We start from the raw sequence: 23,911 nt of genomic DNA on the forward strand, positions 1-23,911 counted from the left end.
CAGATATATCTGATTACATGAAAACATCTATTAAATCTATTAAAAAGTATAAAGACTATATAAAAAATACATTTGAATGTGATTATACAAACGGATTAATTGAAGGAATTAATAATAAAATTAAAGTAATAAAAAGGATTGCATTTGGCTACAAAAGCTTTTTTCATTTCAAGAATAGAATACTTATAAGTCAAAATTTACTAAAGTTAAAAGCCGTCTAAAACCTATTCGGTTTTAAACGGCCAACAATTAACTTTGTGATTCTCTTTACCAACACTATTTGACAAAGAACCTAATTTATTTACTTTATTTCTGCACATAATCTTTAGGATTTGGTGCTTTAATAACAAAAATCTCCAACGTTTCATCATGCTTATTTCCAACATTCATTTTAGTATTATAAGGAATGTTCAGTATATCTCCTTTAACATATTCATGTACTTCTTGATCTCCCAATTGAATTGACAATGTTCCTCTTATTACTATCATATACACATTAGAATTTGCAAAATGTTCCGGTAATCCCTCACCTTTATTAAATATCATATGATTCAAATGAATATTTTCATCATTAATTATTTTTTCTATCGCTTTTTCATTTCCTGTTGAATACTTATAAATTTTTTCTAACATATCATACAACTCCTTCTGCTTTTTTATCCTAAAAACTGTTCTAAATCTTCATCTACACTATTTATACCATTAATACCAAAAGTATCAACAAGCACTTTTGCCACATTTGGTGATAAAAACGCAGGTAATGTCGGTCCAAGCTTAATATTTTTCACACCAAGGTAAAGCAATGCAAGTAGTACAATTACTGCTTTTTGCTCATACCATGCAATATTGTATGCTATCGGCAATTCATTAATATCATTAAGCTCAAATATTTCTTTTAATTTAAGGGCAATAACAGCTAATGAATAAGAATCATTACATTGTCCAGCATCTAGTACCCTTGGAATACCTCCTATATCTCCTAAATCTAATTTATTATAACGATATTTAGCACAACCAGCTGTTAAAATAACTGTATCCTTTGGTAATTTCTTCGCAAATTCAGTATAATAAGATCTAGATTTCATTCTTCCATCACAACCAGCCATTACAAAGAATTTTTTAATTGCACCAGATTTTATAGCATCTACTATTTTATCTGCTAATGCAAAAACTTGTTCATGTGCAAATCCTCCAATAATTTTTCCTGTTTCTATTTCTTTAGGTGGATCTAATTTTTTAGCATGCTCAATTATTTCAGAAAAATCTTTTTTTCCATTTTCATCAGCTTCAATATGTTTACATCCAGGATATCCCGTTGAACCTGTAGTATAAATTCTTTCTATATGTTCTGGTTTTGGTGGCACAATACAATTTGTTGTAAATAGTATTGGTCCATTAAATGTTTCAAATTCTTCCTTTTGTTTCCACCATGCATTTCCATAATTACCAACAAAATGATCATACTTTTTAAAAGCTGGGTAATAATGAGCTGGTAACATCTCACCATGCGTATAAACGTCTACTCCTGTACCCTTTGTTTGTTCTAATAACTGCTCTAAATCCTTCAAGTCATGACCTGATATTAAAATAGCCGGATTATTTCTAACTCCAATATTCACTTCAGTTATTTCTGGATTCCCATAAGCACCTGTATTAGCAGCATCTAACATAGCCATAACATCTACACCGTATTTCCCTGTTTCCAATGTAAGAGCAACTAAATCATCTGCACTTAATGTATCATCTAATGTTGCAACTAATGCTTTTGAAATAAACTCATAAATTTCTTCACTCTCTTTTCCAAGATTATAAGCATGTTCTGCATAAGCTGCCATACCTTTAAGCCCATATGTTATTAATTCTCTAAGAGAACGAATATCCTCATTTTCTGTAGCTAAAACTCCAACTTGAACAGAGTCTGCTTTAGCCTTTATAGCAAAGTCTGTATCTGCTGTCCATGTAGCAACATCATGTAAATCATTAAGTACTATCCCTTTATTTTTTAATTCTTCTTTCATTTCTTCTCTCAAAGCTATTCCTTCTTTGATTTTTTCAATAAATGCCCCTTCATCAAAATTAGCATTTGTAATAGTCATAAACAAACCATTCATTATAAAGTGATTTGCATTCGAAAACTTAATACCTGCTTTTTTACATTCTTGTGCAATTAATGCTATACCTTTCAATGTGTAAATCATTAAATCTTGTAATTTTGCAACATCTTCTGATTTACCACAAACCCCTTTAACTGTACAACCTGTTCCCTTTGCTGCCTCTTGACATTGATAACAAAACATACTCATTTTAAAAAACCTCCTAATTTATTTTTTTTTAATATTTCACCTTTTCTCAAATTAGCTCTTAATGTACTTATAATTTCATCCATTTTTTCTAATTCTGCTAACATATCTTTTTCTTCATTGTTAGTTTCTATAATTTTATCTATACCACCATTTTTTATAACAATTCTCTTATCTGCCATTAAAGCTAAAATAGGATCATGTGTAGCCATTAATACAATTTTTTCTTCATTAACAAGAAGATTTAAAGCTTTTTTTCTATCTATTCCTGCATTTTCTATTTCATCTATTAAAACAATCGGTGATGTACTTAGTATCGCTGTATCTGCTATCATTAAAGCTCTAGACTGCCCTCCACTAAGACTTGTAATAGGTGTATCTAAATTAAATTGTTCACCAGCTAAATTATTAGCAGCATCAATAATTTTCATAATTACTTCTTCTTCATTTTCAACCATTCTACTTTTAGCATGTAACTCTATAAACTCTCTTACAGTTAAATCCATTACAAAATTCATATTTTGAGATAATTGTGCAACTAATTTATTTGAAGATGAAAAACGCCATTTTTTATCAGGTATTTCTCCATTAATTAAAATAGTTCTTCCAGTAGGAGTATCATTATTAGCAGCCCATTCAATATCAGCTAATAATCGACTTTTCCCTGAGCCTGTTGGCCCAACAATTGATACTATTTCACTTTTGCGAATAGTAAGTGTTTCAAAATTTTCTCTTTCTCCATATTTGTTCTTACCTGCTACAATTGTCAAAGACTCTATATTATCATCTTCTACTATTCCTAGAAATTCTAACATCTCATTGATATAAGCTACAAAATCGCCTTTTAATTTTTCAATATCTATTGCCCATTCCTCTATTTCCTCTTCAGTAAAATGATTCAAATATTGTCCAAATGTAATTTCTTCATATCCTTCTACATTAAGATTATTGTTTTGAAAAAAAGAAATAGAAAATGGATATTTACTTTCAATCTCCTTTATTTTCATTTTTTCTATATCTTTTATGCTAATCATCTTCTTCACCCAATTTCATCTTTCTAACATTACCCATTTGATAATCTTCCCCAATTCTTCTCTCTCCTAAACAGTATGAACAAAGAGCTGAAGGCATTGAAAATCTCAATTCTTTTCCTCTCACAGTTTCTACATCTTCTTTTTCATCGTATAATAGTGTGCTTAATTCAAATGCACCTTGCCCTGTTAATCCATTTACATGCATTATTGTCGCCTTGGGATTTACCGAATGAACTTTCGAAGCAAAAACTTCTCTTTCTGCTTGTGATACAATATCCCCTTTTGTTATTACAACAATATCTGCCGATTTTAACATAGGTCCAATTTTTTTAGGTGTATTAATACCACTTAAATTATCAATAACGCATATTGCCTTAATATCTTTAATGTACGGCGAACAACGATTACAAAGTCCTGCACTTTCTGTAATCAATACATCTAAATTTTGTTTTTTTCCCCACTGAACAACTTCTTCAATATTACTCACAAAATAATGATCTGGACATAAAGAACCCGATAATCCTTTTTTAACTGGAACTCCTGACTTTTTATATAAAACATCATCGTCAGTATATAAGCAATCAAACTTTACTACACCTACGCTTAACCCTCTTTGATGTAGAGCAGAAATTGTCTTTAATATTACTGATGTCTTTCCAGATGAAGGAGGTCCCGATATTGTTATTAAATTCATAATCACACCTCTCTAATAGTTTCATTAAAGATTTTCTCACATTTACTTATTAAACTTCCTATATCATTATTTTTAATATAATCCCAACCAATCCACATATACTTATGATCTTTAGAAATCATATTATCCACATCGGGATTTACACTTGGAAACTTCCCATTGTGCGATAATATTTCTCCAACTTTTTTTGAAGCAAAAAAATCTACAATTGGTTTTAATTTTTCCTTTTTCTCTTTTTTACTCAACATAAATATCGGACTAATAATCGCACCGTCTTTTGGCCATATAGCTTTCATGGGTCCTTCTCTCTTTATCATTCTCGTGAAAAAATACGGCATTATTGTAACAACTGGTTTTTCTGTTTTTCTAATATGAGATTTAACCATCTCCGATGGGTGCATACTTTTTAGCAAGCTTTTACCCAATTTTTTTACTCCTTCTTCACCGTATTTTTTATAAATATTTAATAATATGGCATTAAACAAATCAAAATCTCCTATTGGTAAACTCACTTTATTTTCAAATTCTTCACTTAATATATCTTCCCAACTTGAAGGCATTTTCAGTCCTTTTAATTCCTCTGTATTCACTAAAAATACTGCCGGTACAACTCCTATCATTGAATACTGTTTATCTGGATCTTTTAGATTTATATAATCATTTTCAAAATCTCTATTGTAATGCTCTATTTCTGTAATATCTTCAAATACACCTTCTGACTTATATTTACCAATTAAATTTTTATCAAAAAATAAGTCAAATCCTGCTGATATAAATATATCTGGTAATACATCTACTGATTTTGTTTTTTCTAAAGATTCTTTCAGCCAATCTACCCCCATAGATGCGGCTTTTAATTCATAACCTATAGTCACATTTAACTTCTCTTTATTATTTTCCAACCAATCTTGAAAAGCTTCCATCAACGGCACTCTTACAGGACATGGCAATATACCTTCAATTTTCACATCTGCATTTTGTGCTATTTGATTTACTTCAGATACCTTATCCACATTATTTTGCTTATCTTCAATAATATTTATTAATTGTTTTGTAAAAGTATCTATATTTATTTTTTTCATTTTTAAAGCTGTTTCTAATGTAATTGTTTTTCCAATTGTTTTTCTTTGATTTTCATCTTTTATATTTTCAAAACCTACTGAAACCAACAAATCAATTGCTTCTTTGTATTTTTCAGTAATATCAAACAATGTATCTTTTATATCAAAATATCTTTTATCCATTTTTCCACCTCATAAATTACTCATAATTTAGTAATTTTTTCTTTTGTTACACTTATTATATCATTTGCATTTTTTCATTTCCGTATCCTATGTTACACAAAAAATTTTTTCAAAAAAAATGGTTATACAAGTATTTTAAGTATACTTGTATAACCATTTTAATTATACATTCGATTTTAACAAATCAACATCAATAATCTCAAATGAAGATTTGTAAAAATCAATAATACCTTCTTCTTTCATTTTTATAATTTCTCTGGACAATGATGGTCTAGATACATTTAAAAATTCAGCTAATTCATGTCTTTTTAAAGGTACTGTAAATTTATTTCTTCCAACGATACTATACTGTTCTAATAAATATGCACTTATTTTACTCCTTATGCTTTTCATTGATAAATATTCTATTTTCCTATTAAGTTCAAGTGCCTTTTGCGAAACTATTTTTAACATGTTTTGAATTAATAATTTATGCCCAATACACATTTTAGGACAATTACCTAATATTTTATTTGGAGTAAAAAACAATACTATGCAGTCTGTAGATGCAATAACTGTAACAGGCCACTTATCATCATTAGAAAAAGCAATTACCTCACCAAATATGCTATTCTCTTTCAATTTAGCCATAATAACTCTATCGCCGGCTGCATTTTCTTTTGTAACAACTACTTCTCCTTGAATTACAATCCCTATTCCAGTGAACTCATTTTCCGCTATAGTTATATACTCCTTTTTTTTATAATATGCTATTTTGGGTTTTAAACAAATTAACATTCTATTTAACTCATCTAATTCAATATTTTCAAAAAGTTTGACATTTTTAAGCTTATTTAGCCATTTAGTATACATGAACTCTCCCCTAATGTATAGTGATTCTTATATTATATCACACTTTTACTACAAATTAATATACTACTCCCATTCTATAGTTCCCGGAGGTTTACTAGTTATATCGTAAACTACTCTATTAACTCCATCAACTTCATTCACTATTCTATTTGAAATTTTTTCAAGTACATCATAAGGCATTTTGTACCAATCCGATGTCATTCCATCAGAAGAAGTTACAGCTCTTAATCCAACTAAATAAGCATAAGTTCTCTCATCCCCCATTACACCTACTGTTTTTACATCTGGAAGCGTTGCAAATGCCTGCCATATTTTATCGTAAAGTCCACTATTTTTTAATTCTTCAATATATATAGCATCTGCTTCTCTCAATATATCGAGTTTCTCTTTAGTAACCTCACCTATTACTCTAATTCCAAGTCCTGGCCCTGGAAATGGATGTCTAAATATAAGATTTTTAGGTATTCCAAGCTCTAATCCTAATTTTCTCACTTCGTCTTTAAATAATTCCCTCAAAGGTTCCATTATTTCAAATTCTATATCTTCAGGTATTCCTCCAACATTGTGATGTGATTTAATAGTAGAAGCACCACTATCTCCTGCTCCACTTTCTATTATATCTGGATATATAGTTCCTTGAACTAAAAAATCTATTTTACCCAATTTATTAGATTCTTCTTCAAATACCCTTATAAATTCTTCACCTATTATTTTTCTTTTATTTTCAGGTTCTGATACTCCTTTTAATTTATTTAAAAATCTATCTTGAGCATTTACTCTTATTAAATTCATGCTAAATTCTTTCTTAAATATTCTTTCAACTTCATCTCCCTCATTTTTTCTAAGAAGGCCATGATCTACAAATATACAAGTAAGGTTGTCCCCTACTGCTTTATGAACAAGCACTGCTGCAACTGAACTATCTACTCCTCCACTTAATGCACATAAAACTTTTTTATCCCCAACTTTTTCTTTTATTTCTTTAATTTTTTGCTCTATAAAAGAATCCATATTCCAACTACCACTCAATTTACATACTTCATATAAAAAATTTTTAATTACTTTAAATCCTTCTATTGAATGTTCAACTTCTGGATGAAATTGTACTCCATATAATTTTTTATTTTCATCTTCCATGGCAGCTATCGGACAATCTCTTGTGAAAGCACTCGCCTTAAATCCATTTGGAAGTTTATCTATCAAATCAGTATGACTCATCCAAGTTATATTTTTCTTTTCAATTCCCTTAAACAAAAGACTATCTTCATAGTTTATTTCAGTTTTTCCGTACTCTCTTTTATTTCCCCTTTTTACATTCCCACCTAACATATAAGCCATGAGTTGAGCTCCATAACATATGCCAAGAATAGGTATATTCATATTAAATATTTCCTTTGAAACTCTTGGAGCTCCTTCTTGATATACACTTGAAGGCCCTCCTGTAAATATTATTCCTTTAGGATTCTTTTCTTTTATTTTTTCTATTGAAAATGTATACGGAACAACTTCACAATATACATTACACTCTCTAACCCTTCTAGCTATAAGCTGATTATATTGTCCTCCAAAATCGACAACTAAAACTAACTCTTTTTCCATATTAATTCTCTCCTTGCGCACTATAATTTGGAGCTTCTTTAGTAATTGTTATATCATGAGGATGACTTTCTTTAAGTCCAGCTCCAGTTATTTTTATAAACTTACCATTTTCAATTAAATCCTCTATAGTTTGTGTTCCACAATATCCCATTCCAGCTCTAAGTCCACCTATCAATTGATATATTATATCTTCCACTTTACCTTTATAAGGAACCATTCCTTCTACACCTTCTGGAACTAATTTTTTAGATTCTGCTTGAAAATATCTATCCTTTGAACCCTTTTCCATGGCTCCAATAGATCCCATTCCTCTATAAGTTTTAAAAGCTCTACCTTTATATATTACTCTCTCTCCTGGACTTTCCTCACATCCTGCAAACATCGAACCCATCATAACTACAGATCCTCCAGCTGCAATTGCTTTAACTATATCTCCTGAATATTTAATTCCTCCATCTGCAATAATAGGTATATCATATTTTTTAGCTGCTTCATAACAATCCATAATTGCACTAATTTGAGGAACTCCAATCCCAGCTACAACTCTTGTAGTACAAATTGAACCTGGTCCTATTCCCACTTTAATACAATCAGCACCTGCTTGTATTAACTCCTCAGTAGCTTCATAAGTTGCAACATTTCCAGCTATAACTTGAAGTTCTGGATATTTTTCTTTTATTTTTCTAACTCCATCAATTACTCCCTTAGAATGTCCATGAGCAGTATCTAATACTACTACATCAACATTTGCTTTAACTAAAGCATCTACTCTATCCATCATATCAGCAGTTATTCCTACTGCTGCTCCACATAGAAGTCTACCTCTAAAGTCTTTTGCTGAATTTGGATATTGTATTTTCTTTTCTATATCTTTTATAGTTATAAGTCCTTTTAAAACTCTATTTTCATCTACTAAAGGAAGTTTTTCTATTTTATTTTTTCTAAGTATATTTTGTGCTTCTTTTAAAGTTATTCCTTCTTTTGCTACTATTAAATTTTCTTTTGTCATTACTTCCTTTATTTTTTTTGAAAAATCCTCTTCAAACCTTATATCTCTATTTGTAATTATCCCTATTAATTTTTTATCATCATCTACAATAGGAACTCCAGATATCTTATATCTTCCCATAAGTTCATCAGCATCAGCTATAGTATGCTCTTTACTTAAATAAAAAGGATCTATTATTACTCCATTTTCACTTCTTTTAACTTTATCTACCTCAAAACACTGCTGCTCTATTGTCATATTTTTGTGTATTATTCCTATACCGCCCTCTCTTGCCATGGCTATTGCCATTTTAGCCTCTGTTACAGTATCCATCCCAGCACTCATCAAAGGTATATTTAATTTTATTTTCTTAGTTAAATAAGTTGAAGTATCCACATCTTTTGGCAATACATTAGATTTTTGAGGAATTAATAATACATCATCAAAAGTTAATCCTTCTTTTAATATTTTTCCCATCGAAACCCTCCTACTATTTTATCAATTCAAAATTAAAACAAATATTCAAATTTCTGGTTTAATGTATAAAAAAACAAGAACCTATGTAATAATTTCTAAAACAGAGCGAAATTATTACATAGGTTCTCGTATACTGTATATTTATTTAATTAAGCAAACCCATAGGGATACTCTCAGCCTACAAGCCCACTTTTTTTAAATAAATATAACCTATAATAATTTCACTCATAGTCAGGAAATTTACGGTTTCCCGGTAGATACTCTCGGTCCCTATTACCGAGGATATATGAGCGAATTTTTTTCTAACTTATGCTATATAATGTATCAAAAAATTTTTTTATTGTCAATAATTTTTCATACAAATAAAAAATTTCACTATTTTTTATTGAAACTTTCTAAGTACTTATTTACAGTACACGTTATATCTTCGTATACAACTTTCAAAGGTATATTAAAATTTTCAGCTATAACCTTGCATTCCTCATATTCAGGTGAATATTTTAATATTTTACTTTTATAATATGCAAATTTAATTGAAATATTACCATATTTTGTTTTTATTTTAACCATTTTTCTATCAAGTGTTTTTCTTGAAAATTTACTATACCTAATTCCAAGTGTTGTAGTTTCCTTTAATATAAATTCCACTATTTCATCTAATTTTTCTTCTTCACAAATTACAGAAAGTTTTACAGCAGGTCTATTTTTTTTCATATATATACTTTGAGTATATACATCTAATGCTCCCATTTTTAGTATTTGTTCATATATATAAGAATATATTTCTGAATTCATATCATCTATATTAGCATTTATTTCGTAAACCACATCGTCTTTTTTTTTACCCCTACAATAACCCTCAACATATTTGGAATGTCAAATTTCTTTTTACCCATTCCATATCCTATTTTCTCTATCTCAAATTCATACTCTTCTAAAAAATCATCACTTAAAGATTTAACTATAGCAGCTCCTGTAGGTGTTGTAATTTCTCCTTTTATATTATTTAATTTAATTTTTGCTCCTTTCAAAATTTCAAGTGTAGCTGGAGCCGGAACCGGCATAATTCCATGGTCACACTTTACAAATCCACTACCAATAGGTATTATTGAAGAATATATTTTATCTACATCTAACATATCTATAAGTATCGCAGTTCCTACTATATCTACTATAGAATCTGTCGCTCCTACTTCATGAAAATGAACTTTATCAATAGTAGTTCCATGAACCTTTGCTTCTGCCATGGCAACTTCCATAAATATATCTTTTGCTAACTTCTTTGCATTTTCTCTTATATTGGAAGTTTCTATTATTTTGTATATATCATCTAAGTGTCTATGGTGATGATTACTATTCTTCAAAATTACATTTACATCAGTTCCCTGTATTCCATTTTCTTTTTTATCTTCTATTTTAATTTCATATTCATCATCTATATTGAGTTTTGAAAGCTCATTTAAAAATTTATCTCTATCAAGTCCTAAATCAAGAAGTGCAGCTAACGTCATATCTCCAGAAATCCCAGATATGCAATCAAAATAAAGTATCTTTTCCATTTTTTCCTCCTCATATAATCACGTTAAAATTATAACTTATTTATCATACTAGCAAGATATCCTGCTCCAAATCCATTATCTATATTTACAACAGATATTCCAGAAGCACAACTATTTAACATAGTGAGCAATGCCGAAAGTCCATTAAAATTAGCTCCATATCCTACTGATGTAGGAACTGCAATTACAGGAACATCAACTAATCCCCCTACAACACTTGCAAGTGCTCCTTCCATTCCTGCTACAGCTATTATTACCCTTGCATCAAATAATAATTCTTTATTATTTAAAAGTCTATGTATACCAGCAACCCCTACATCATATAATTTTTTCACATTATTCCCCAAAAAATGTGCTGTATGATAAGCTTCTTCTGCTACAGGAATATCCGAAGTTCCTCCTGTAACTACAACAATATTTCCCTTTCCTATATTTTCTATAGGTTTATTTTGAATTTTTATAATCCTTCCCAATTCTTCATACTTACAATTAGGATATATTTTTTTTATTTTTTCATAAGTTTCTTTTTTTACTCTTGTTCCTAATATATTACAATTTTTTTGACTCATTTTTTCTATTATACCTAGTATATGTTCATCAGTTTTACCTTCACAATATATAACTTCGGGATATCCATTTCTAATACTTCTATGATGATCTATTTTTGCATACCCTAAATCTTCAAAGGGAAGAATCTTCAATTCTTTAAGAGCATCTTCTATTTCTATATTTCCCATTTTAACGCCTTCTAAAATATTTTTTAAAAAATCAACATCCATTTATTTCACCTCATTAATGTGAACTAACACTAATTTTTTATATAAAAAAACAAGACAAGAGAGAATCACTCAGTTATAATTTAATCACCTCAAAAAAATCATAAAAGTAGTGATTTCTCATGTCTCATAATAATTTTATACTAAATCTACTTAATTTAAAAGACCCTAATATAACTTTTAATGACAATTTTTTCTCTAAAGTTAAAAGCCGTCTAAAACCTTTTTGGCTTTAAACGGCTTTTTAACAAAAGTATTTATTACATCATTGGCATTCCGCCACCCATTCCTCCTGGCATTGCTGGAGCTTCTTTTTCTGGAAGTTCAACAACAGCGGCTTCAGTTGTTAAGAATACAGAAGCTACTGATGCTGCATTTTGAAGAGCTGATCTTGTAACTTTAGTTGGGTCAACAATTCCAGCTTCTATCATATTTACGTATTTTTCATTTAACGCATCAAATCCAACTTCAACTTCAGAATTCTTAACTTTTTCAACTATAACTGCACCTTCAAGTCCACAGTTTACAGCTATTTGCTTTAATGGTTCTTCAAGGGCTTTTCTTACTATCTTAGCACCAACTTTTTCTTCTCCTTCAAGAGATTCTATTAATTTTTCAACTACAGGAATTACACTAACAAGTGCAGTACCTCCACCAGCTACTATACCTTCTTCAACAGCAGCTCTTGTAGCATTTAATGCATCTTCTATTCTTAATTTTCTTTCTTTTAATTCAGTTTCTGTAACTGCTCCTACTTTGATTACTGCTACACCACCAGCAAGTTTTGCAAGTCTTTCTTGTAATTTTTCTTTATCAAATTCTGAAGTAGTTTCTTCTATTTGAGCTTTTATTTGATTTACTCTATCTTTAATTTCTTGTTCACTTCCAGCACCATCTACTATTGTAGTATGTTCTTTTGTAACTTTTACAGTAGATGCTCTACCAAGCATACTTAAATCAGCTTCTTTTAAATCAAGTCCTAATTCTTCAGAGATTACCTGTCCACCAGTTAATATTGCTATATCTTGAAGCATTGCTTTTCTTCTATCTCCAAATCCTGGAGCTTTAACCGCAACAACTTCAAATGTTCCTCTTAACTTATTAACTACTAACGTAGCTAAAGCTTCTCCTTCTACATCTTCAGCAATAATTAAAAGTTTCTTTCCTTGTTGAACTATTTGCTCAAGTATAGGAAGTATTTCTTGAATGTTAGATATTTTCTTATCTGTAATTAATATATATGGTTCTTCTAAAACAGCTTCCATTTTCTCTGCATCAGTTACCATATATGGAGAAAGGTATCCTCTATCAAATTGCATACCTTCAACAGCATCAAGTTCAGTAGCCATTGTTTTAGATTCTTCAACAGTTATAACTCCATCTTTTCCTACTTTCTCCATAGCATCAGCTATTAATTTACCAACTTCTTCATCTCCTGCAGAAATAGCTGCAACTTGAGCTATAGAATCTTTATTTTCAATTTGTCTAGATACTTTCTTTAATTCTTCAACAGCAACATCAACTGCTTTTTGAATTCCCTTTCTAAGAAGTATTGGATTAGATCCAGCTGCTACATTTTTAAGTCCTTCTCTTATTATAGCTTGAGCTAAAACTGTAGCAGTTGTTGTACCATCTCCTGCTACATCATTAGTTTTAGTAGCTACTTCTTTAACAAGTTGAGCCCCCATATTTTCATATGGATCTTCAAGTTCTATTTCTTTAGCTATAGTTACACCATCATTTGTTATAAGTGGTGAACCAAACTTTTTATCTAAAATAACATTTCTTCCTTTTGGACCAAGAGTAACTTTTACTGCATCTGCAAGTTTATTAACCCCAACTTCTAAAGCACGTCTAGCTTCTTCAGAAAATCTAATTTCTTTAGCCATTACAACCCCTCCTAATTATGTATTTTTTTACTCTATTCTACAACTGCTAATATATCACTTTGTCTTAATATTGTATATTCTTCACCGTCTATCTTAACTTCAGTTCCAGCATATTTTGAAAATATTACTTTATCTTTAACTTTTACTTCCATTTTTACTTCTTTTCCATCTACAATTCCACCTGGACCTACTTCAACAACTTCCGCTATTTGTGGCTGCTCTTTAGCACTTCCTGGTAAAACTATACCACTTTTAGTTTTTTCTTCAGCTTCTAATTTTTTTATAACTACTCTGTCTGCTAGTGGTTTTATTTTCATTGTTACCCCTCCTCTAATTTATTTAAATAATTAAATAATTAATTTCTCATTCAATATTAGCACTCACTTTAACCGAGTGCTAATCACACTTATAATACTATATAAAATTTTTTTAATTTTCAAGAGTTTTTACAACTAATTTTTGCTCATTTTTAAAGATTATCCTTTATTTTCTTCAAATTCCTTTCATTTTCTTTTATTTTTACTATTTTAAACATTTTTAAATAAATTGCTTGAATATTGATGTAATATTCAAGCATTTGTTTGAATAATTTTATAATATAGGAGAAAAAAGTCTTGCTGCTGATTCTTTTATTTTTTGTATCATAGATCTATTTATATATTTATAATAATCAATTTCCTCACTATCTTTAATATCCTGCATAAAATCCTCTTCTAACCTCTTTATAACTTTTTTATCGTATATAAATCCATTTATTTCAAAATTTATCATAAAACTCCTTAAATCCATATTTGCAGTTCCAACCGAAGCTATATCATCATCTATTAACAGTACTTTAGAATGTATAAATCCCTTTTTATATAAATATACCCTTCCCCCACTTTTTAATATATCTTTAAAATAAGATAATGAAGCAGAATAAACTATCCTATGGTCAGGTATTGAAGGAAATATAATTCTCACATCAGTTCCACTTAAAGCTGCTGTTTTTAAAGCCATTAATATACTTTCATCTGGAATAAAATATGGAGTTTGTATATAAATTCTCTTTTTAGCCTGAGATATAGCTGTAAAATAAGCTTGATGTATTGCTTCCCAATCTGAATCTGGTCCACTTGCAACTATTTGAACTATGCTATCTCCTTTATAAGAAATAGAAGGAAAATATTTTTCATCAAAAACTCTTTTATTAGAAGCAAAATACCAATCTAGTAAAAATGTAAGTTGAAGCATATAAACCGCTTCTCCTTCTATTTTCATATGTGTATCTCTCCAAAATCCAAATTTTTTATTTTTTCCTAGATATTCATCACCTATATTTATTCCTCCAGTATATCCTATTTTCCCATCTATAACTACTATTTTTCTATGATTTCTATAATTAACTTTCCTATTAAAAAAAGGAAAATAGGAAGGTAAAAATGGATATATCTCTATATTGGCTTTTTTCATTTCATTAAAAAAACTTCTCTTAAACCAAAGTCTCCAACAACCTACATCATCATATAAAATTCTAATTTTTATACCTTCTTTAGATTTTTGGATTAATACGTCTTTTATTTTATTTCCTATATCACTATCTTTTATTATATAGTATTCCATATGAATATGATGCTTAGCATTCTTTAAATCCTTTAATAATTGATTGAACTTTTCATCTCCATTTGTAAATATTTCTACTTTATTGTTCAAAGTAAAAGGAGCTCTCCCTGTATTTAACAAAAGATTAATTACCCTTTTTTTATTCTCCATTCCTAAATCTGTAAAAATTAAATTTTCAATTATAGCTTGTTTTTCTATAGAAATCAAATTTTCAAATTCCTCTAAACTTTTAAATAATCTAGTAGACTTTATTTCTGAAAATATTTTTTGAGTTTTAAATATTTTCTTTTTTCTTATATTTTGGCCAAAAAAAAGATATATGACAAATCCTCCTAATGGAAATAATACAAAAAGCAAAAGCCATGCTATTGTTTTAGATGGATCTCTATTTTCTAAGAATATAACTACAGATGCAAACACCGCAGATATTGTAAATACTATACCAAATACCCATAATAAAGAATCTACAATATGTACCACCTCCTATTTTTTACCTATACCAAGCTCTCTTGCATAATAAAATAAATACTGTTGAGCAAAACCCGAAAGTTTTCCAAATTTGCTTATTCCATAATTTCTTATTTTATTTAAACTTAAACTTTCTTCTAAATAAAATTCCTCCATAACTCTTTTTACCCATACATCAACTGGAAATGTATCGTACTTTTGCATTGAAAATAACATTACACAATCTGCTACTTTAGGCCCTACTCCACAAAATTGTAGAAGTTCTTTTCTGCACATATCTGTATCTAAATTTTTATATTTATATATATCACAGTTTTGTCTATATACTATAAAGCTTGCATCTTTTATATATTTTGCTCTAAATCCAGTACCACATTTTCTTATTTCATCTTCTGATAAAGAATTCATTTTTTTAGGCGACGGAAAAGAATAATATTTTTTATCCCTAAACTCTCCTATATATTCACCATAATTTTTAGATAAATTTTCTATTGCCTTTTTTATCATAGGAATTCTATTATTGGCAGATATTATAAAAGATATTAATATCTCCCATTCATCTTGATTTAATATTCTTATTCCTCCTCCAAATTCTACAGCTTTTTCCAAATAATTATCAATTTTTTTTAATTTATTTTTTATATTAGTATAATCTCTTTCTAAATCAAAGTACTTATACCATATATTATGAAATTCATTTAAATTTGTATTGTTAAAATATATAATATCATCTTCTTTTTTTATATTTAATATTTTACCAAAAACTACTCCTGTATAAGAATTGTCATCCTCTAAATTCCATCTAAAACATTGTCCACATTCAAATATATGTTTTGGTTCAAAATCTTTCATATTTTCCACTACAACTCTATTTTTTTCTTCATATATTTTCATAATTTCCACCCTTTCTATTTCATTTATCTTATTAATTTACCCAAAAAACATTTATTTTAAAAAGGAGTTCCTTTAAAATCATAGAATAATATTAATAGTTTTACTAGTTTTTATATCATAAAGGAGGATATATTGATGAATCTCTTACAAAAAACTATTAATTCCATATCTGAACTCGACAAAAATTATATGGATAAAACTAAAAAAAGACTAGATAGTCTTTTCAAACCTACAGGAAGTCTTGGAAAACTAGAAGATATATGTATTCAATTATCTGGTATATACAAAAATATAAATTTCGATATTTCAAAAAAAGCTCTAATTGCATTTGCTGCAGATCATGGCGTTTATGAAGAAGGTATTGCTCCTGATCCTCAAATTTTAACCAAACTCCAAATCCCAAATTTTACAAAAGGCTTAAACGGGGTAGGAACTTTAGCAACATTTGCAAATGTCAAAGTAATAGCCGTAGATGTTGGTATAAACTGTAACGAAAAACTCGAAGGAGTTTTAGATTACAAAATAAGAAAAGGAACTTCTAATATGACTAAAGGTCCTGCTATGACAAGAGATGAAGCTATTAAATCTCTAGAAATAGGCATTAAAATTTCTCAAAATCTAATAAAAGATGGTTATAATATTTTAGGAATTGGAGAAATGGGAATTGGAAATACTACTGCAACTAGTGCAATTATTTCTGTATTTGGAAACTTCGATCCAATTGAAGTAACAGGTATGGGTTCTGGTTTAAATAGTAAAGGTATTTTTAAAAAAGCAAACGTTATAAAAAAAGCAATCAAAATTAATAATCCCGATAAAAACGACGCAATAGATGTCTTATCTAAAGTCGGTGGATTTGAAATAGGAGCCATGGCAGGAGTAATATTAGGCGCAAGTGCAAACAGGGTTCCCGTTGTTATAGATGGATTTATTTCTTACGCTTCAGCACTAATAGCTTATAATCTCAATAAATTGACAAAAGAATATATGATCCCTTCTCACTTTTCAAAAGAAATTGCTTCTGATAAAGCACTACAACTACTTGGTCTCGAACCAATGCTTTACATGAATATGAGACTTGGAGAAGGTTCAGGTGCTGTACTTGCTTTTAATATAATAGAATCAGCTAATTTCATGTATAAAAACATGATTACAAGAGAAGAAGCTGTTATGAGTATTAAAAAAAGTCTTCCTTAGAAGACTTTTAAATTGACTTTTTTGAGTTTCGATAGGTTTTTATTGTGCAAGTGCTTTTTTTAATGAATCTCTTAATCTATCTGGATGAACTGGCTTTATTATAAAATCAGTAGCTCCATTTTTAATAGCTTCTATGATTTTATCATGTTGCCCTATATCAGATATCATTACCACCTTTGCTTCTTTGTCTATTTTTTTTATCTCTTTCAATGCATCTATTCCATTCATTTTAGGCATAGTTATATCCATTGTAACTAAATCAGGATTTAACTCTATATATCTCTCAACGGCTTCTTTTCCGTCACATGCTTCTCCTACAACTTCATATCCAATCTTCTTTATATTATCAATTAAAAAATTCCTCATAAAAGTAGCATCATCTACAATTAATATCTTCATCGTTTCACACCTTCCCTACCTCTCACTAGAACTATTTTACCATTTTTTTCACCAAACTTCAATCTAAGCTTTAATTAATATAATCTATAAATAAATTAAATTATATTACAATATATTATATATTACTACAATATAGAATCATTTTTTTATTAACCTTACATAATTGTAAGATTAATATTTAAAATGTAAGATACATAAATGGCTAATAATTTATATAATTGTTATCATCTTTATATAAAGTTTAATAATTAAATACAATACACAAGGAGGTTAAAAATATGAAAAAAGTATTACCAATTATAATTCCTATGATATTGATTGTTATAATAGGAACAGTTTTTTTAGGAAGAACAATATACCCACTAAAATTTAAAGAAGATATCAAAAAATATTCAAAAGAATATAATATAGATCCATATTTAGTAGCGGGAATTATAAAATCAACAAGTGGCTTCAGAGAACTCAATTATATAAAAGGCGAAAAAAGTGGTGTTATGGAAATAAGAGAAGAAACAGCCATGGATTGGGCCAAAAAAATGGGTATTGAAAATTTCAAACCCGAACAATTAAAAGATGTTTCAACTAATATAAAATTAGGTACTTGGTACTTAGGAGAATTAAAAAAACAAAACAATAATACAGATTATATAATCAGAGGATGGATTGAACGCCATGAAAAATACGGTTATAAATACGAAGAAAACATAAAAAAAAGACATATCAAAACAATAAAAAAAGCAATAAGAATGTACAGACTTTTTTATATAGGAAGCTTATAAAAACATTTAATACTCGATTATTTCAATAATCGAGTATTTTTATTTACTATAATATAACATACCCTTGACCTTTTTTAGTTTTAATAAAACCCTCAATCCCTATTTCTTCAAGCTTCTTTCTAAGCCTATTAATATTTACAGTTAATGTATTATCATCTACAAAACTTTCATCTTCCCATAAACTCCTCATAATCTTTTCTCTACTCACAACACTACCTGCATTTTTCATTAATATATATATAATTTTAAATTCATTTCTAGTAAGTTCAATTTGTCTACCTTTATATAAAATACAATTATCCTTTATATTTAAAAAAACATCCTTATACTCGACAATATCACTTTCTACATCCATATAAGAATACGTCCTTCTCAGTACAGCATTAATTTTTGCAACCAAAACATCTATTGAAAAAGGTTTATTGATAAAATCATCTCCACCCATATTAATAGCCATAATAATATCCATATTTGTATTTCTAGAAGAGATAAAAATTATAGGTACCTTTGATAATTTTCTTATTTGAGAACACCAGTAAAATCCATCATATAAAGGTAGATTAATATCCATCAATATTAAATGAGGTTTATACTCACTAAAAACACTTAAAACATCAGAAAAATCTTCTACAACTTTAACGTCAAAAGACCATTTTATCAAATTTTCCTTTACAATCTGCGCTATTTTTAAATCATCTTCAACTATCATAATTTTGAACATAATAATCCTCCATTAATACATAATAACCTAATTTTATTATATCTTAACAAAAAACTGCCTATTATTAGACAGTTTTTGAATTTACAATTTTATTATATGAATTTATTGTCAAGAAATAATATACCAAATAAATTAATATATAGCTACCTATAATCAAAATTACAGGACTTATCATATTAAGATTAAACAATTTGTAATTCATAATAATAGCAACTAAACTATGTGCTATTCCTACAATTAATGGAAGTCCAAATATTACACCCATTTGTTTTGCAATAGATACTTTTATCTCTTCCTTACTAACTCCTATATTCTTTAATATCAAATATCTTCCCTTTTCCTCATTAGCCTCTGTTAACTGTTTAAAATAAATGACACTACCACTGGCAATCAAAAATACTAATCCTAAAAAAACCCCGACAAATAAAAGCATTCCTATAAGCATTAAAGCATTTATATTTTCTAAGCAATAGCTCAACTCAACATCACTTGGCACAACCCTTATTATTTCCTTCGTCAATTCTTTACTATCCAATTCATTTTTTATCTTATATCCCTTTATTCTATCAATATTGTTTTTATCATAAAATTCATTGTAAATACTATCTTTGACAACAAAAGTCGATTCAATTTTATATCTATTCATAGCATAATACAGCTTATGATCTACAACTTTAAACTCTTGCTTTTTATCATTTGATAACAATTCTACCGACTTTCCTTTAACATTTTTTCTAAATCTAGTATAATTTAATAATACAACTTCACTATCGTCATCTAAATGTACTCTATCTTTCAAACCTCTTATTTTAGCTATTTTATTAAACTTGCTTTCTGATATCAAATAAACTTTTCCCAATTTATAATCACTACACTTTGCATAAACTCTAATAAATTCTTCTTCCACCGAATTTACTAATTTATTTTTCGGATATTTAGCTATAATATTTTCAACTTTTTCATCTATAACTTCATTATTAGTAATATATGAATATGAAAAAGGATACGAAATAAAATGTTCTTTTGATACAGTATAATACAAAGTATATGTTATTCCTATAGATGTCAATATAACTGCACTAAGTATAGCTATTATAGATAACGTTCTTGAATTACTTTTTATTCTATATAAAATTTGATTTATCCCTATTATATTAATACCTTTATAATATCTCCTCTTATTTTTCTTTAATACTTTCATAACAAAAATTAAAAAATAATTAAAAAACATAAACGTTCCAACAACAGATGTCATAAGAACAACACCTGTATTCACTAAAAAAGTTTTTATACTGACATTAAGTCCTACTATATAACCTATTCCTATAATTAATATTGAAATTAAAGCCATAATCATTGATGATCTAGGCTCTTTTTCCGCAACATTTTCCGCTTTAAAAAGTTCAATAAGACTAAATTTATAAATTATTGTATATCCATATATTGATGTAATCAAAAATAATACTCCAAAAGTAACAACAGTACTTAAAACAGCTTTAAAATTTACTGTAAATTTTACTTCTACTAAAAAATTTATAAATTTAAACAATATCATTATAAATAATTTGCAAAATATACTCCCTAGCAATAGCCCTATACCTAAAGCCATTATTCCCATTATTACATTTTCATAAAATAACATTCTTCCAATTTGCCTTTTCTTAACTCCCAACAACGAATAAATACCTATTTCTTTTTTCCTTTTCTTTATAAAAAAAGAAGTTGAATACCATATAAAAATCAATGAAAATATAGCTATCAATATAGATGCAAATTTAAACAACACTAAAATTTTATATTCTCCTGCAAGAAATCTTAAAATTTGTTCATTAAATCTAATAGAAACAAATGTAAAATATATAATTACATTAAATACTATTGACATAAAATATATAAAATAATTTCGAAAATTTCTTTTTATATTTTTAATACAAATATCAAATAAGGTCATTATTATCCCCTCCTAAAACTGCTAAAACATCAATTATTTTGTCAAAAAATTCCTTCCTACTTTCTCCTTTTATAAGTTCTGTAAATAGCATCCCATCTTTTATAAATAATATTCGCTTACAGTAACTTGCTGCAAAAGCATCATGTGTTACCATCATTATAGTAGCTTTATTTCTTTCGTTTAACTCACTTAAAGTTTGTAAAAGTTCTGTTGATGATTTAGAATCAAGGGCTCCAGTAGGTTCATCAGCAAGTATAAGTTTAGGTTCATTGATAATCGCTCTAGCTGCCGCTGTTCTTTGTTTTTGCCCACCTGAAATTTCATATGGATATTTGTTTAATATATCACTTATTCCCAATGTATTTGTTACTTCACTTACTTTTTTTTCAATCTTCTTCGGATTAATTTTAGCAAGAGCTAATGGAAGTAATATATTTTCCTTAACAGTTAAAGTATCAAGCAAATTAAAATCTTGAAATATAAAACCTAAATTCTCCCTTCTAAATAAAGATAATTTTTCTTCATTAAATTTTAATATATTCTCTCCATTTATAGTTATACTACCTGATGTTGGTTTATCTATAGTTGATATTATATTTAAAAGAGTACTCTTCCCTGCTCCAGATGGTCCCATTATACCGACAAATTCTCCTTCTTTTATTTGCAAACTTATTCCACGAAGTGCAGTATAAACATTTCCTTTTGAACCATATACTTTACTTAAATCTTTAGCATCTAAAACAACTTTCATTTATCTTACCTCCTATGAGTTTTTTATTATCCTTTAATGTTATTTTACTTAAATTAGTTACTTCAAACCATTCTTTTACCTAACAAAATATCACATTAAACTTACAATTTTGTCACTTAAAATAAAAAAAGGGATCATAAGAGACCCCTTATCTATTCTTTAAACTAAACTGACTTTTTATTGCATTATGAGGACAAGCATCAATACATTCCCCACATCTTATACATTCTAAACTATTTGGATTTTTATAAACTTCAATATCTAACTTACATTTTTTACTACAAACTCCACATTGTGTACACTTATTTAAATCTACATTTAATCTATATGCGCTAATAGGATTAAATAATGAATATATAGCCCCCAACGGACATACAAACCTACAAAATGGTCTAAATACCACTATTGATAATAAAACAATTACAATTAATAATGTTAATTTCCATGCAAATAAAAACCCTATTGCCGACCTTAACGATTCATTTAAAATAACAAGTGGTATTCCTCCTTCAATAGTTCCAGCAGGACATATGTATTTACAAAAAGTCGGAGATCCTATACCTATATCATCAACCCAAAACAATGGTAATAAAATTACAAATACAATTAATATTACGTACTTTAAATATTTCAATTTTTGAAAATTTTTACTAACCTTAAATTTTGGAGAAGGTATTTTGTAAAGTAATTCCTCAATAAATCCAAATGGACACAACCATCCACATACAAATCTTCCTAAAAAACCCCCTATTAACATAAGAAATCCAACTACATAAAATGAAAACTTATATCTTATATCAGATATAACTGCTTGTAACGATCCAATAGGACAAGCCCCCAATGCACCCGGACAAGAGTAACAATTAAGACCAGGTACACATATTCTTTTCAAATTTCCCTTATAAATATTTCCTTCAATAAATCCTTTAAAATAACTATTTATACCTATACTAGTAATTATCTGAATCAACTTTCTTTTCATCTTAATCAATTCCTATACACTCCAAGCATATATTTATTGCTTTTATAAGTACCTTACCTACTTCTCCCCTATATATACCTAATCCAATAAAAATAAACCCTATAATAAATACCATCTCTCTTATTCTATTTTTCATATACTTCACCTATTTTATATTTTTTAAAGCTTCTTCTATTATTCCTTTATATTCTTCTTTATCTCTTGATCCAACTATTGGTTTAGCAATTATCTCACCATCACTATTTACAAGTAAAGATGTTGGCACCGCACTTATTTTATTTAAAAAATCATTTATAAATTCTTCATTTGGTATAATATTTTCAAATGTCACATCAGTTTTTCTTAAAATATTCAATACACCTATTTCATTATCAATACCATCAGCAACAATCCCTATAACATTTACTCCTTGCTCTTTCATTTCAGTATATAATGCCTGCAACTCAGGCATCTCCTTTATACATGCACCTCAACCTGTTGCCCAAATATTTACCATTGTAATCTTACTGTCTTTGAATATTTCATTATTAACTTCTTTATCATTTACATCTTTAAGCTCAAATTTAGGCATAACTTTTAAATCCGTTATAGATACTTCTTCTTTTTCCTTTTTCGAACTACATCCTACAACACTTATACCAATCATAAGTATAAGTATAAAACTAATTACTTTTCTCATATTTTCACCCCTTTATAAAATAAACTACTTTTACATTGTATTTTATATAATTTACTCAGTTTAAACAATTTATTTA

The 23,911-nt window shown here is 28.2% G+C and carries 24 protein-coding genes, 1 pseudogene and 1 riboswitch; of the genes and pseudogenes, 3 read left to right on the forward strand and 22 right to left on the reverse strand.

The genetic code is table 11. From position 1 onward, the window contains the following. On the forward strand, positions 1-221 hold a 221-nt coding region (locus BUA19_RS08670), incomplete at its 5' end, for a transposase (RefSeq protein WP_143145414.1). Positions 222-306: 85 nt separating this feature from the next. Here the strand turns inward: BUA19_RS08670 and BUA19_RS08675 are convergent. From BUA19_RS08675 to BUA19_RS08745, 14 genes and pseudogenes are all read right to left on the reverse strand, one after another. Continuing rightward, positions 307-633 (reverse strand): cupin domain-containing protein, encoded by a 327-nt coding sequence (locus BUA19_RS08675; protein WP_072725668.1) that lies wholly within the window; start codon positions 631-633, stop codon positions 307-309. Positions 634-656: 23 nt separating this feature from the next. After that, positions 657-2,303, reverse strand: a complete 1,647-nt coding sequence (gene hcp, locus BUA19_RS08680; protein WP_072725670.1) for a hydroxylamine reductase — start codon at positions 2,301-2,303, stop codon at positions 657-659. Next, positions 2,300-3,307: an ATP-binding cassette domain-containing protein gene (locus BUA19_RS08685; protein ID WP_207645985.1), complete on the reverse strand. Its 1,008-nt coding sequence runs from the start codon at positions 3,305-3,307 to the stop codon at positions 2,300-2,302. Before BUA19_RS08685 ends, hcp begins: the two co-directional genes overlap by 4 nt. Positions 3,308-3,326: 19 nt before the next feature. Continuing rightward, positions 3,327-4,028, reverse strand: coding sequence for a GTP-binding protein (locus tag BUA19_RS08690; protein WP_072725673.1), 702 nt, complete (start codon positions 4,026-4,028; stop codon positions 3,327-3,329). Between the two features lie 2 nt (positions 4,029-4,030). Continuing rightward, a complete protein-coding gene (locus BUA19_RS08695) occupies positions 4,031-5,272 on the reverse strand; it encodes an ABC transporter substrate-binding protein (protein WP_072725675.1) in 1,242 nt (413 codons plus the stop codon). 162 nt (positions 5,273-5,434) lie between these two features. Beyond that, positions 5,435-6,124, reverse strand: coding sequence for a Crp/Fnr family transcriptional regulator (locus BUA19_RS08700; protein ID WP_072725677.1), 690 nt, complete (start codon positions 6,122-6,124; stop codon positions 5,435-5,437). A 63-nt stretch (positions 6,125-6,187) separates the two neighbouring features. Further along, positions 6,188-7,723: a glutamine-hydrolyzing GMP synthase gene (guaA, locus tag BUA19_RS08705; protein WP_072725679.1), complete on the reverse strand. Its 1,536-nt coding sequence runs from the start codon at positions 7,721-7,723 to the stop codon at positions 6,188-6,190. Between the two features lies 1 nt (position 7,724). Next, entirely contained in the window at positions 7,725-9,188 is a 1,464-nt protein-coding gene (guaB, locus tag BUA19_RS08710) for an IMP dehydrogenase (protein WP_072725681.1), read from the reverse strand. Positions 9,189-9,396: 208 nt separating this feature from the next. Then, positions 9,397-9,498: riboswitch (purine riboswitch) on the reverse strand. 65 nt (positions 9,499-9,563) lie between these two features. After that, positions 9,564-10,747 (reverse strand): annotated as a pseudogene (larC, locus tag BUA19_RS11955) (nickel pincer cofactor biosynthesis protein LarC). Positions 10,748-10,776: 29 nt separating this feature from the next. Continuing rightward, positions 10,777-11,526 (reverse strand): nickel pincer cofactor biosynthesis protein LarB, encoded by a 750-nt coding sequence (larB, locus tag BUA19_RS08725; RefSeq protein WP_072725685.1) that lies wholly within the window; start codon positions 11,524-11,526, stop codon positions 10,777-10,779. Positions 11,527-11,783: 257 nt separating this feature from the next. After that, on the reverse strand, positions 11,784-13,412 hold the full coding sequence (gene groL / locus BUA19_RS08730; RefSeq protein ID WP_072725687.1) for a chaperonin GroEL: 1,629 nt from the start codon (positions 13,410-13,412) through the stop codon (positions 11,784-11,786). Positions 13,413-13,444: 32 nt separating this feature from the next. Next, positions 13,445-13,729, reverse strand: coding sequence for a co-chaperone GroES (groES, locus tag BUA19_RS08735; RefSeq protein WP_072725689.1), 285 nt, complete (start codon positions 13,727-13,729; stop codon positions 13,445-13,447). Positions 13,730-14,003: 274 nt separating this feature from the next. After that, positions 14,004-15,494, reverse strand: coding sequence for a cardiolipin synthase (gene cls, locus BUA19_RS08740; RefSeq protein WP_084602017.1), 1,491 nt, complete (start codon positions 15,492-15,494; stop codon positions 14,004-14,006). Positions 15,495-15,497: 3 nt separating this feature from the next. After that, positions 15,498-16,376 carry a DNA-3-methyladenine glycosylase family protein gene (locus BUA19_RS08745; protein WP_072725691.1) on the reverse strand — a complete coding sequence of 293 codons (879 nt, stop codon included), beginning with the start codon at positions 16,374-16,376 and terminating at the stop codon, positions 15,498-15,500. A gap of 135 nt (positions 16,377-16,511) precedes the next feature. Here BUA19_RS08745 and cobT point away from each other — a divergent pair, with 135 nt between their 5' ends. Next, complete coding sequence (cobT, locus tag BUA19_RS08750) at positions 16,512-17,573, forward strand: nicotinate-nucleotide--dimethylbenzimidazole phosphoribosyltransferase (RefSeq protein WP_072725693.1); 1,062 nt, start codon at positions 16,512-16,514, stop codon at positions 17,571-17,573. A 39-nt stretch (positions 17,574-17,612) separates the two neighbouring features. On the opposite strand, the gene BUA19_RS08755 is transcribed toward cobT, so the two are convergent. Then, entirely contained in the window at positions 17,613-17,972 is a 360-nt protein-coding gene (locus BUA19_RS08755; protein ID WP_072725695.1) for a response regulator, read from the reverse strand. A gap of 278 nt (positions 17,973-18,250) precedes the next feature. Here BUA19_RS08755 and BUA19_RS08760 point away from each other — a divergent pair, with 278 nt between their 5' ends. Beyond that, on the forward strand, positions 18,251-18,751 hold the full coding sequence (locus BUA19_RS08760) for a transglycosylase SLT domain-containing protein (RefSeq protein ID WP_072725697.1): 501 nt from the start codon (positions 18,251-18,253) through the stop codon (positions 18,749-18,751). Positions 18,752-18,797: 46 nt separating this feature from the next. Here the strand turns inward: BUA19_RS08760 and BUA19_RS08765 are convergent, their stop codons facing one another. The 7 genes from BUA19_RS08765 to BUA19_RS08790 all read right to left on the reverse strand — a co-directional run bounded on the left by BUA19_RS08765 (position 18,798) and on the right by BUA19_RS08790 (position 23,835). Beyond that, positions 18,798-19,472: a response regulator transcription factor gene (locus BUA19_RS08765; RefSeq protein WP_072725699.1), complete on the reverse strand. Its 675-nt coding sequence runs from the start codon at positions 19,470-19,472 to the stop codon at positions 18,798-18,800. Positions 19,473-19,536: 64 nt separating this feature from the next. Further along, the gene (locus BUA19_RS08770; RefSeq protein WP_072725700.1) at positions 19,537-21,423 is read right to left on the reverse strand and encodes an ABC transporter permease; all 1,887 of its coding nucleotides are present in this window, start codon (positions 21,421-21,423) and stop codon (positions 19,537-19,539) included. Beyond that, on the reverse strand, positions 21,410-22,174 hold the full coding sequence (locus BUA19_RS08775; RefSeq protein ID WP_072725702.1) for an ABC transporter ATP-binding protein: 765 nt from the start codon (positions 22,172-22,174) through the stop codon (positions 21,410-21,412). Before BUA19_RS08775 ends, BUA19_RS08770 begins: the two co-directional genes overlap by 14 nt. 148 nt (positions 22,175-22,322) lie before the next feature. Then, entirely contained in the window at positions 22,323-23,156 is an 834-nt protein-coding gene (locus tag BUA19_RS08780) for a 4Fe-4S binding protein (protein ID WP_072725734.1), read from the reverse strand. 1 nt (position 23,157) lies between these two features. Further along, positions 23,158-23,292, reverse strand: a complete 135-nt coding sequence (locus tag BUA19_RS12030) for a CD1871A family CXXC motif-containing protein (RefSeq protein WP_330389063.1) — start codon at positions 23,290-23,292, stop codon at positions 23,158-23,160. A 9-nt stretch (positions 23,293-23,301) separates the two neighbouring features. After that, positions 23,302-23,616, reverse strand: a complete 315-nt coding sequence (locus BUA19_RS08785; RefSeq protein WP_330389064.1) for a TlpA family protein disulfide reductase — start codon at positions 23,614-23,616, stop codon at positions 23,302-23,304. 9 nt (positions 23,617-23,625) lie between these two features. Beyond that, positions 23,626-23,835, reverse strand: coding sequence for a hypothetical protein (locus tag BUA19_RS08790; protein ID WP_072725706.1), 210 nt, complete (start codon positions 23,833-23,835; stop codon positions 23,626-23,628). Positions 23,836-23,911 lie beyond the last annotated feature (76 nt).

This window comes from Tepidibacter thalassicus DSM 15285 (genome assembly GCF_900129915.1).
GTDB lineage: Bacteria > Bacillota > Clostridia > Peptostreptococcales > Peptostreptococcaceae > Tepidibacter > Tepidibacter thalassicus.